General features: G+C 72.7%; 8 protein-coding genes. 1 reads left to right on the top strand and 7 read right to left on the bottom strand.

What is annotated here, in order from left to right; genetic code table 11:
* Positions 1-61 precede the first annotated feature (61 nt).
* The 7 genes from IC607_RS04670 to IC607_RS04640 form a co-directional block, all read right to left on the bottom strand.
* Positions 62-1,045 (bottom strand): D-alanine--D-alanine ligase, encoded by a 984-nt coding sequence (locus IC607_RS04670; RefSeq protein ID WP_191785787.1) that lies wholly within the window; start codon positions 1,043-1,045, stop codon positions 62-64.
* Positions 1,046-1,134: 89 nt separating this feature from the next.
* Positions 1,135-2,481, bottom strand: a complete 1,347-nt coding sequence (locus IC607_RS04665; protein WP_191785786.1) for a PLP-dependent aminotransferase family protein — start codon at positions 2,479-2,481, stop codon at positions 1,135-1,137.
* 43 nt (positions 2,482-2,524) lie between these two features.
* Positions 2,525-2,848 carry a thioredoxin gene (gene trxA, locus IC607_RS04660; RefSeq protein ID WP_191785785.1) on the bottom strand — a complete coding sequence of 108 codons (324 nt, stop codon included), beginning with the start codon at positions 2,846-2,848 and terminating at the stop codon, positions 2,525-2,527.
* Entirely contained in the window at positions 2,848-3,843 is a 996-nt protein-coding gene (gene trxB / locus IC607_RS04655) for a thioredoxin-disulfide reductase (RefSeq protein WP_191785784.1), read from the bottom strand. The genes trxA and trxB overlap by 1 nt, the downstream gene beginning before the upstream one ends.
* An 89-nt stretch (positions 3,844-3,932) precedes the next feature.
* Entirely contained in the window at positions 3,933-7,523 is a 3,591-nt protein-coding gene (murJ, locus tag IC607_RS17290; RefSeq protein WP_370526005.1) for a murein biosynthesis integral membrane protein MurJ, read from the bottom strand.
* Entirely contained in the window at positions 7,520-9,586 is a 2,067-nt protein-coding gene (locus IC607_RS04645; protein WP_191785783.1) for a DUF6049 family protein, read from the bottom strand. The genes murJ and IC607_RS04645 overlap by 4 nt, the downstream gene beginning before the upstream one ends.
* Positions 9,583-10,137, bottom strand: coding sequence for an NUDIX hydrolase (locus tag IC607_RS04640; RefSeq protein ID WP_191785782.1), 555 nt, complete (start codon positions 10,135-10,137; stop codon positions 9,583-9,585). Before IC607_RS04640 ends, IC607_RS04645 begins: the two co-directional genes overlap by 4 nt.
* A gap of 72 nt (positions 10,138-10,209) precedes the next feature.
* Between IC607_RS04640 and IC607_RS04635 the strand changes: the two genes are divergently transcribed.
* The gene (locus tag IC607_RS04635; RefSeq protein ID WP_370526004.1) at positions 10,210-11,697 is read left to right on the top strand and encodes a CCA tRNA nucleotidyltransferase; all 1,488 of its coding nucleotides are present in this window, start codon (positions 10,210-10,212) and stop codon (positions 11,695-11,697) included.
* The last annotated feature ends 1 nt before the right edge of the window (position 11,698 follow it).

Below are 11,698 nucleotides of genomic sequence, written 5' to 3'. Positions count from 1 at the left end.
ACCGCGGAATCGGCCGAATTCAGGGCGAAAAGGACGGCTGGAACGCGTCCCGAGTGCCAGTTCAGACGCTCAGGGAAGCCGCTACGAGGGATCGGTACAAGTCTCCGAGATTGTGGCCGGACGCCCCGACGGCCTGTGGAAAGAGCGAGGTCTCGGTCATCCCGGGGGCGATGTTGACCTCGAGGAAGTGCACCACCCCGTCGTCGGTCAGGATCAGGTCCGTGCGCGACAGACGTTCGAGACCGAGGGCGACGTGTGCCGCGACGCCGGCTGCCGCGACGGATGCCGCGACCGACGGATCCAGTCGGGCGGGAGTGAAGTACTCGGTGCGGCCGGGGTTGTAACGGGCATCGAAGTCGTACGCGCCGTCGGTCACGATCTCGACGACGGGGAGTGCGGTCGGACCCGACCCGGTGTCGACCACCGAGACCGCGAGCTCGGTGCCGAGGACCGCGTGCTCGATGAGGGCGGTGTCGCCGTAGGCGAAGCAGTCGACCATGGCCCGGGGCAGGTCGTCGGCGGACGTCACGAGACTGACGCCCAGGGCCGACCCGCCGCTCGCGGGCTTCACCACCAGGGGCAGGCCCAGGCGGGAGACCACCGCGTCGAGCACGCGGCTGGCGCCGAGCTCACGGAAGAGCGACTGGGGAAGAGTCACGAAGTCCGGCGTCGCGAGCCCGGCCTGCGCGACGACCCGCTTGGCGATCGGCTTGCTCCATGCGACCCGGCTGGCGCGCGGACCCGTCCCGAGGATCGGGTAGCCGAGCAGCTGGATCATGTCCTGGACAGAGCCGTCCTCTCCGGACGCGCCGTGGAGCAGCGGCCAGACGAGGTCCGGGTGGAGATCCCGCAGCGCCGGGACCAGGTCGGCGTCGAGGTCGAGCACCGCGACGTCGACGCCGACCGAGCGCAGCGCGTCCGCCACGCGCCGGCCCGAGCGCAGCGAGACGTCGCGCTCGTGCGACAGCCCGCCGGCCAGGATGACGACGCTGGGAACTCGCGCGGCTGACGCGTCAGCCGCAGGGGTGGACGAGGCAGAGCTCACGGTGTCTTGACTCCAGGTGACGGGCGGCCGGCAGCCGCGTCAGCGCACATCGGTGCTGGTCACAGCAACGCAGTGCATGTCAGGGAAGGTCAGTGCAGATCAGGGCCCGGCGCGTCGACGACGCGCGTGGGGTCGGCGGACGTCGTCCCGAACAGCTCGACGAGCTCTCGCTCTCCCGCGACGACGGTAGCGAGCCGGCGCACGCCCTCGCGGATGCGCTCGGGCGTCGGGAAGCAGAACGACAGGCGCATGTGGTCGGCGCCGCCACCGTCGTAGTAGAAGGCCGTGCCGGGGACGTAGGCGACGCGGGCGGTGACGGCGCGCGGCAGCATGTCCTTCGCGTCGAGCCCTTCGGGGAGACGGACCCAGACGTAGAAGCCGCCGTCGGGCACGTTCCACGACGCGTCGGGAAGGTGCTCGGCCAGGGCGCCCACCATCGCGTCGCGCCGTTCGCGGTACAGCTCGCGGAAGGACTTGATCTGCCCCTGCCAGTCGCACGTCGACAGGTAGGTGGAGATGGCGATCTGCGACGCGTTGGCCGGGCAGAGGATGGCGGACTCGGAGGCGAGCACCAGCTTCTCGCGCACGGCGTGGGGCGCGATGACCCAGCCGACGCGGTACCCGGGGGCGAACGTCTTGGAGAAGGAGCCGAGGTACAGCACGCCCTCGTCGTCGATCGACCGGAGCGCGGGCGTCGGCTCGCCCGAGAACCCGAGCAGGCCGTACGGGTTGTCCTCGAGGACCAGGACGCCGAACCGGCGCGCGATCTCGACGATCCGCGGGCGACGCTCGAGCGAGATGCTCACGCCGGCGGGGTTGTGGAAGTTCGGGACGGTGTACAGGAACTTGACCCGACGACCGGCGCGGGCGAGGTCGGCGAGGGTGGACTCGAGGAGCTCGGGGACCAGTCCGTGCTCGTCGATGGGGACGTGCACGACCTCCGCCTCGTAGGCCCGGAAGACTCCGAGCGCCCCGACGTAGGACGGAGCCTCCGCGACGACGACGTCGCCCGGGTCGATGAAGATGCGTGTGACCAGGTCCAACGCCTGCTGCGAACCGGTGGTGACGACGACGTCGTCGGGGTGGGCGTCGATGCCCTCGAGCCGGACGACGTCGAGGATCTGCTCACGCAAGGTGACGTCGCCCTGGCCGGAGCCGTACTGCAGGGCCTGGGCGCCGCGGGTGGCGACCACACGCGCGGCCACGTCGGACAGGATGTCCAGCGGCAGCCCGTCGAGGTACGGCATACCGCCGGCCAGCGAGACGACCTCGGGCCGGTTCGCGACGGCGAACAGTGCGCGGATCTCGGAGGCACGCATGCCGTGCGTGCGGGCGGCGTAGGAGCCGAGCCACGGGTCGAGGCGGGTGCCGGCAGCGGCGGTGGACGTGGGGTTCTGACCCGCCGTCTCGCCGGCGGGCACGATGCGCTCGATCATCCGAGCAGTGTCGCACGCGTGCCCGCCTGCGCGGTGCGAGGGGTCACGCCGTGGCGAGAACGCCCTCGATCTGCTCCGCGATGGCGGCCTTGGGGCGCGCCCCGATCGTCGACTGGACGAGCTCGCCGCCCGCGTAGATGTTGAGCGTCGGGATGGAGACCACGCCGTAGTCACCGGTCAGGCGCGGGTTCTCGTCGGCGTTCACCTTGACGATCTTGACGCGGCCCTCGTAGGTCTTGGACAGCTCCTCGAGGACGGGCGCGACCATGCGGCACGGACCGCACCAGGGAGCCCAGAAGTCGACGACCACGGGGATGTCGGAGCCGAGCACCTCGGCGTCGAAGGAATCGTCGGTGACGTCCAGCATCATGCCTCCTCAGGGAAACCGGGTGCCTCGGTGGGCGGGACGGGGTCGACGGCGTCGCCGAGCCCGGCCAGGTAGTGCTGCGCGTCGAGCGCGGCCGCACAGCCCGACCCGGCGGCCGTGATCGCCTGGCGGTACGTGTGGTCCACGACGTCGCCGCAGGCGAAGACGCCGGTGAGGTTGGTGTGGGTGGAGCGGCCGACGACGGACACGTAGCCGCTGTCGTCGAGGTCGAGCTGGCCCACCAGGAGCTCGGTGCGCGGGACGTGGCCGATCGCGACGAACACGCCCGTGGCGGGGTGCTCACGCTCCTCGCCGGTGACGGTGTCGCGCAGCGTCACGCCGGTGACCTTCTCGTCGCCGTGGATCCCGACGACCTCGGAGTTCCACGCGAACTCGATCTTCGGGTCGTTGGCGGCGCGGTCGGCCATGATCTTCGACGCCCGCAGCTGGTCGCGACGGTGGACCATCGTGACGCGCTTGCCGAACCGGGTCAGGAACGTGGCCTCCTCGACGGCCGAGTCGCCGCCACCGACCACGATGATCTCCTGGTCCCGGAAGAAGAACCCGTCGCACGTCGCGCACCACGACACGCCACGACCCGACAGGCGCTTCTCGTCGTCGAGACCCAGCTCCCGGTACGCCGACCCGGTCGAGATGATCACGGCACGCGCCTGGAACGTCTCGCCGCCGGAAACCTCGATGGTCTTGACCGGTCCGTCGAGGTCGAGGCGGACCGCGTCGTCCCACAGCACCTCGGCGCCGAATCGCTCGGCCTGCTTCTGCAGGTTCTCCATGAGCTCAGGGCCCTGGATGCCGTCGGGGAAGCCGGGGAAGTTCTCGACCTCGGTGGTGTTCATGAGCGCACCACCGGCGGTCACGGACCCGGCGACGATCAGGGGCGCGAGCCCGGCACGCGCGGCGTAGATCGCCGCGGTGTAACCGGCGGGCCCGGAGCCGACGATCACGAGGTCGCGCACAGTGTCCTGCTGGTTCACGGAAGGTCCTTGCAAGTCGGTGGTTGGTGCTGTCGCAGTCAACCGATCCTAGGCGGGATCTGTTCCTGCGCGTTCCGCGCGATCACCGCTCAGGACAGCTCGATCTCCGCCAGCTCGAGACGGAAGGACCCGTCCGCCGCGGTCGGCAGCTCGGTGATCCACAGCGTCAGGTGGTCCGTCCTCGTCGCCGGGTCGAGCGTGAACGTGACGTCGGAGTCGAACGAGCCCGACGCGAGCAGCTTGCCGCCGCTCGGGTCGCTCTTGTCGGTGTCGCGGATCTCGACCTTCCCGCCGGACCCGTTGGTGTGCAGCGTCACCTTGCTGACGGTGGTGGGCTCCTCGAGCGTCATGACGTAGCCGACGCCGTTCTTGAACCCGGCGAAGTCGGCCCGCTTGTAGGTCATCGTGTACCAGTACGTCGACTCGTCGCCGTCGAATGCGCGGTCGACGGCTTCCTGGTGCTCACCGTCGTCGTCCGACGGGTCCACGGTCGTCGCGGACGCGATGACGGGCGGCGGCCCTTCGTCGGCGGGGGTGCTGGGCTCGGTCGACGGCTCCTCGGACGGCGTGTCGCTGGGCGGCGGGCTGGTCGCGGCCGCGCTCGACGAGGACGGTGCGGCTGCCGGCGTCCCTGTGTCGAGCGAGGCGAACAGCGCCTTGAACGCGAGCACGACGCCGATGACGACCGCGATGCCGACCAGGACGAGCACGAGCGCTGTGGGGTTGAACCGGCGCTCCCCGGCTGTCTCGTACTCCTGCTCCTCGACGATGCGGTCGAAGTCGAACCCGCCGGTCGCGGGCGGTGCGGTGGCCTCCGCGGTCACGGCGGGGCCGGGCTCGGCGGGTGCAGCCGGGGGGAAGACCTGCGCGGTGGTGCGCTCGGGAGGCGGCGGCGCGGAGTCCCAGGTGCGTGGGCCGGCCGCGGCCCCCAGGGCGCCCGCGGCACCGAACGCGCTGGTCCGGGTGGGTGCGGCAGGCGGCGGCGTGCCGGGACGGTTCACGCCCGCGGGGGGCGGCTGGTTCTCGAACGTCGTGCGGATGGACTCGCGGGTCACCGCGATGGGGGCGGTGTCCTCCATGTCGTCGGGCTCGAAGTCGTCGTCCGGCGGGCTCAGCGCCGCGTCGGCCTCGTCGTCGGCGGCGATCGCGGCGGCGCTGATGGCCGTCGGCACCACGGGGATCGAGCCCGTCGGGACCTGGACGGCGCGGATCGCACCCCACGGCTCGAGCTCGCGCACCAGCTCACCGGGGCTGTGCGGGCCGTCGTCGTTGCGCCCGAGCGTCACGGCGCACAGCGTGTCGAGGTCGCCGGGCACGCCGTCGACGAGGTCGGCGGGCGCGACGGGCACGCCGTCCTCGTCGGGCGCCGCGGGCAGGTCCACCGCGAGGTCCGGTACGCCCGCGTCCGCGACCCAGTGACCGGTCAGCGCGGCGTACAGCAGGCGGACCAGGCCGACGGTGTCCGCGCGCGTGGTCAGGTGCGCGTCGCGGGAGACGACGCCCAGCAGCCCGGCGTCGAGCCCGAGCCCGCTGACGACGATGCGGCCGTCGTCGGTCACGTGGACGACCGAGGGTCGCAGCGCGAGATGGTGGACGCCACGGCGGCGGGCGACCTCGAGCGCGGCGGCGGCCTCGCCGACGATGGCCCGCGCCTGGTCCGCGGTCAGCGTGCCGCGGCTGAGCAGGTCGGCCAGCGACGGGCCGGCGACCTGCTCGGACACCACGTAGCCGTGACCCTCGTGCGTGCCGACGTCGAGCACGCGCACCAGGCGGGCGTCGGTGACGAGCGCCGCGCGGCGTGCGCCGTCGAGCGCGGCCGAGATGTGGCCGGACGACAGCACCTGCACGCGGACCGGTCGGTCCAGGATCTGGTCGGTCGCGTGCCACGACGTGGCGCCGGGAAGGTCGGACGTGGCCTCGTCGACCACGCGGTACCGCCCGGAGAGCACGGTGCCACGCTCGACGACCTCGCTCACGTCAGCTCCCACTTCGTCGCTCGGCGGACCCTGCGGGGCCCTCGTCCCGGTGACCAGCCTAGACGCGCGACCGCCCAGCTTCGCGACCAGAGGGCCCAGGAGCGCGTCGAGCTCGGCGACACGCATGAGCCGCAGCAGCGCGACGTACGCCAGGCCCATGACGGTCCCGACGACGGCGCACTCGAGGATGGACGCGATGTGCCCCGCCGGGAGCAGGTGTCGCAGCAGCACCAGGACCAGCGCACCCACGCCGGCCGTGACCAGTGCGGCCGCGGCCGCCTGCACGTGCACGCGTGCGACACGCGGCCCGTCGACCGACCGCAGGCGCCGACGCAGCAACCACAGCGCCATGACCGCGCCGACGAGGTACGACACGCTCATCGAGAGCCCGCCACCGGCCACCCACAGCCGCGGCGGCAGCACCACGAGTCCGAGGAGCGACCCGCCGACGACGACCCCGGCCATGGCCAGCTGGATCGGGATCATGCCGCGAGCGTCCTCGTACGCGTAGAACACGCGCTGGCACATCGACCACGCCCCGAAGGCGGGCAGCCCGACGATCATCGCGACGACGACCGGGGAGACGGCGCGCACCTGCGCGTCTGTCGAGGTCCACAGCAGGATCTGCGTGATCGGCACCGCCAGCACCGCGACGACCGCCGTCGCGACCATGGTGAAGAGCCCGACGACGCGCAGGCCGCCGGACAGGGTCGACCGGACGCCGTCGACGTCCTTCTCGTGCGCCTGTCCGGACAGGCGGGTGAACAGCGCGGTCGCCAGCGACACCGTCACCAGCGAGTGCGGGAGCATGAAGATGAGGAAGGCCCAGTCGTAGGCGGCGGGGCCGGCGACGGTGCCACCCCCGGCCGACTTGGGCGCGGCCGCGTTGACCTGGGACACGACGATGTACCCGAGCTGGCCGATCGCCAGCCCGACGAGCGTCCAGCTCGCCACCTTGCCGGCCCGCCCGAGCCCTGAGCCGCGCAGCCCCCAGCGCACCCGGTAGTGGACCCCCGACGCCCGTAGGGCCGGGATGAGGACCACGGCCTGGGCGATGACGCCGAGCGTCGCCGAGCCGGCGAGCAGCGTCGTCTGACCCGTGGTCCAGTTGGCCGCGACCTCGATGCCGTCCGGACCCGCCTTCGCGGTGCCGAACATCGCGATGAACGCCCCGAAGCCCGCGATCGAGACGACGTTGTTGACGACGGGCGCCCACATGAACGGCCCGAACGAGTTGCGCGCGTTCAGCACCTGTCCGAGCAGGGCGTACATCCCGTAGAAGAACATCTGCGGGATGCACCAGAACGCGAACGCGGTCGCGAGGTCGCGCTGCGCGCCGGTGAACCCCTTGGAGGCATAGAGGTGGACGAGCAGCGGGGCGCACATCGTCAGGAGCAGGGTCGCGCCGGCCAGCACCGCGAAGCCGAAGGTCAGGAGACGGTCGACGTACTCCTGCCCGGCCTTGCGTCGGTAGGCCTGCACCACCTGCGGCACGAGCACGGCGTTGAGGACGCCGCCCGCGAGCAGCATGTACAGGATGTTCGGCAGCTTGTTCGCCACCGAGAACGCGTCGGCTGCCTGCCCGGTCGCACCGATGGCGCTGGCCAGGACCATCTGACGCAGCAGGCCCAGCACACGCGACGCGCCGGTGCCGGACGCCATCAGGGCCACGCCGCGGCGCACCCCCCCGGTGGGCTCGCTCACGGCCCGGCGTCCTCGTCGGGCGTCCCACCCAGCACGGGCAGCGATGGTGCCGGGCCCGTCTCGGCCTCGGTCCGGGCACCGCGGCGGGCGCTCTGACCGCGCCGGACGGTGCGCACGATGCCCAGGATCAGACCGATCGCGAGCAGGCCTGCCACGACGTACGTGCCGACGCTCTCGATGGTCGGCGCGACCCGGGCGTCGAAGGCGCGGACCGGTGAGACGCGAGCCCCGTCGGTCGACTCCAGGTAGGCGGTGATGGCGACCTCGCAGTTGGCGGTGGCGCGCAGGTCCACCAGCACGGAGTCGCTCGAGTTCGCGTCGATCGTGATCGGGTCGATGGGCAGCACCTGCAGGCACGCCTTGCGCGGTGTGATGACGAGCTGCACCGTCGCGGGCACGTCCAGGTCGTTGCGGACGACGGGACGGATCGTGCCCGTCGCGCCCAGGACGTTGACGGTCGACAGCGGCGCCACCGTGAGGCCGACCGTGCGGGCCGTGATGGACCCGACCGACCTCTCGACGACCTGCGCGCGTCCGGCGGCGTCGGAGCGCCAGGCGATCGACAGCGGCGCGAGCGTCTCGTCGTCCACGCCCTCCAGCAGCGCGTCGGGCTGCGGGGTGACGGCGGAGAAGTCGATCGCGTGCTGCCGGGCGTCGGCGAGGGCCGTCACGGCTGCGGGGCTGACCTCGGAGTCGTCGGTCTGGTCCTCCGGCAGTGCCTTGGCGTCCGACGCCGAACCGATCAGGAGCGTCGACACGTCGTCCACGCGGGCCCAGGGCGCCGACCGGAAGGCCGCCATGAGCGTCCGGACGGCCTGGGGATCGGCGACCTCGTCGCGGCCCGGCGCCAGGAGCACGGGCTGCGGGTCGTCCTCGTCCTCGCGTGCGATCACGGCCAGCTCGGCGAGCGCACGCTGCGTGATGGTCGCGCTCGTCGCACCCGGTTCGACGGCCGTCGGGTCGACGAGCATCGAGGACAGCGTCCCGTCGGGGGTGAACCGGTCGAGCTCGCCGTCGTCGGTGCTGACCGTGGAGTGCGTGACCGACGACGCGGCGCCGGCGGCCGGGGTGCGCGCGACCACGGCCGAGACCCGCGCCGCGGCGGCGGCGCCCGCGGTCGCCTGGTCGAGCGTCTGGTCGGCGGCGGACCAGACGATCGTCGGGCGCCCGGTGCCGATCGCGTCCGAGGTCCGGGACGCGTCGACGGCGACCTTCAGCAGGTCGGCGTGGTCCGCGTGGCCGAGGGCGGCGACGTCGGGGTCCGCCCAGGGGAGCGTGAAGGTGTCGTGGGCGTTCACCGCGGCCGTGAGCTGGTTCGCCCACGTCTGCGACTGCTCGTCGCCGGCGCGGGCACGCGTGACGAGGGACGGGTCGACGACCAGGCCGACGTCGTTGTCCGCCTGCGCCGCGGCGAGCATCTGGCCGAGTGCGCCCGTCGGTGCCGTCTGGGCGTCGAGCTCGGTGTCCGCGGTGGTCGACGACGGGTCGTCGGCCGGTCCCGCGAACGGCAGCAGCACCGAGACCGGGACGGGCGTGACGGACTCCTCCGGGTACCAGAGCACGAAGCTGCGTTCCAGGCCCACCCGCCGACCCGAGTCCGTGGCCTCGACCGCCAGGCCGCGCGGGCCCCACACGCCGGGAAGGTTGTAGAGGGGGATCTTGGCCGCCGGCACCGTGAGCTCGACGGCGACCGCGTCGCCGGGGGCGAGGGGGTCGTCGACGGTCGTCGTGGCCTCGACGTCACCCGCGGCGTCGTCCGCACCGCGGCCGGCCCACTCGGCGACGGCGTCGCGGGTGCCCACGCGGAACGCGTTGATGCGGACGTCGGCGGCCACGTGCTCGAGCTCGGTGGTGCCGTCGTTGTGCAGCGTCGCCCGGACCGTGAGGTCCTCGCCCGGGCGCAGGACCGTGGGGCTGACGGCGGTGATTTCGACGCGGACCGGCAGCGTCGTCTCGTCGACGGCCGCAGACGCCTGCCCGGCCAGACCCACCGGCACCGCGACCACGGCGGCGAGCAGGGCGAGCGTCGCACTCACGGCCCGCTGTGCCAGGCGCCCGCTCATGCCTCGCCGACGAGCACCACGAGGGCGGCCTCGGCGAGTCGTCGTTCGTTGGGGTACGCCAGGCGCTGCGGCAGCTCGGCGACCGGAACCCACGCGGCGTCCTCCGCCTCGCCGTCGGGGTCGCCCTCGACGGAGATGATCCCGCCGGTGGCGCCGAGCAGGAAGTGGTGCACCACCTTGTGCACGCGCCGATCGGTGCCGCTGAACCAGTAGTCGATGACGCCGAGCCGGCGCAGCACGCGGCCCTGGATGCCCGTCTCCTCCGCGATCTCGCGGACGGCGGCCTCCTCAGGCGTCTCCGTGCCCTCGAGGTGCCCCTTGGGCAGGCACCACTCGAGGCGTCCCGCGCGGTTGCGGCGCGCGATGACCGCGGCGTGGAAGGTGCCCTCGCGCTGGCGGACGACGAGGCCGCCGGCGCTGGTCTCGTCGACGACCGGCAGGACCACCGGGGTGGGCCGAGGGGCCATCACGCGGGGGTCGATGTGCAGCGCGTGCCCGCCCGGAGGCGCCGGGACACCCCGCGAAGGCAGGGGTCGGGCCGGACTGGACATACGGGCCACTGTACTTACTCGCGTGGTCTGCGCCCGAACCGGCACGTCGGGCGGGCACCTAGACTCGTGCGGGTGCCCGACGACACGACCAACCCCTCGCTGATCGCCCTGCAGCGCCGCGCGCTCGGCGTGCTGGCGGGGCTCTCGCCCGACGCGATCGAGCTGGGCGAGCTGTTCCGCGCCGCCGGCCACGAGCTCGCGCTGGTGGGCGGCCCGGTGCGCGACGCGTTCCTGGGGCGGCTCAGCGCCGACCTCGACTTCACGACGTCGGCGTCGCCCGACCAGACCGAGCAGATCCTGGCCCGGTGGGGCGACGCGCACTGGGACATCGGGCGCGAGTTCGGGACCATCGGCGCGCGCCGGTTCGCCTCGCGGCACTCGTCGGGCCAGGACGTCGTCGTCGAGGTGACGACCTACCGGACGGACGCCTACGACCCGGCCTCCCGCAAGCCCGAGGTCGTGTTCGGCGACTCGCTCGAGGGTGACCTGTCCCGGCGCGACTTCACCGTGAACTCGATGGCCGTGCGCGTCCCGGACCTGACGTTCGTGGACCCATTCGACGGGCTGTCCGACCTGGCGGTCGGGGTGCTGCGCACACCCGTTGACCCGCGGCAGTCGTTCGACGACGACCCTCTGCGCATGATGCGCGCCGCGCGGTTCGCGGCGCAGCTCGGGTTCACCGTCGAACCCGGCGCGCACACGGCGATCGTCGACATGGCCGACCGGATCTCGATCGTGTCCGCCGAGCGCGTGCGCGACGAGCTGTCGAAGCTGCTGCTCGCCGCCCAGCCGCGCCTCGGCCTGCTGGTGCTGGTGGAGACCGGGCTCGCGGAGCACGTGCTGCCCGAGCTGCCCGCGCTGCAGCTCGCGATCGACGAGCACCACCGGCACAAGAACGTCTACGAGCACACGCTCACGGTGCTGGACAAGGCGATCGCGCTGGAGACCGGCCCGTCCGGGCCGGTGCCCGGACCCGACCTGACGCTGCGGCTCGCCGCCCTGCTCCACGACATCGGCAAGCCTCGCACGCGCCGGTTCGAGGCCGACGGCGGCGTCAGCTTCCACCACCACGAGGTCGTCGGCGCCAAGATGGCCGCCAAGCGGTTGCGCGAGCTGCGGTTCGACAAGGCGACCGTGCACGACGTCGCGCGCCTCACCGAGCTGCACCTGCGCTTCCACGGCTACGGCGACGGGGAGTGGACCGACTCGGCGGTGCGCCGCTACGTCACCGACGCCGGTCCGTTGCTCGAGCGCCTGCACCGGCTGACCCGCTCCGACTGCACCACCCGCAACCAGCGCAAGGCCGCGCGGCTGTCCGCCGCCTACGACGACCTCGAGGTCCGCATCGCGCGCCTGCGCGAGCAGGAGGAGCTCGACGCCGTGAGGCCCGACCTGGACGGTACGCAGATCATGGAGATCCTGGGCCTGAAGCCGAGTCGCGAGGTCGGCGCCGCGTACAAGTTCCTGATGGAGCTGCGGATGGAGCGCGGTCCGCTGGGGCCGGACGTCGCGCGCGACGAGCTGCTGGCGTGGTGGGAGCAGAACCGCCCGTCGTCCTGAG

It is taken from the genome of Cellulomonas sp. JH27-2 (genome assembly GCF_014837175.1).
GTDB lineage: Bacteria > Actinomycetota > Actinomycetes > Actinomycetales > Cellulomonadaceae > Cellulomonas.
The sequence above is the reverse complement of the archived record's forward strand: the minus strand, read 5'-3'. Positions and strand labels throughout refer to the sequence as shown.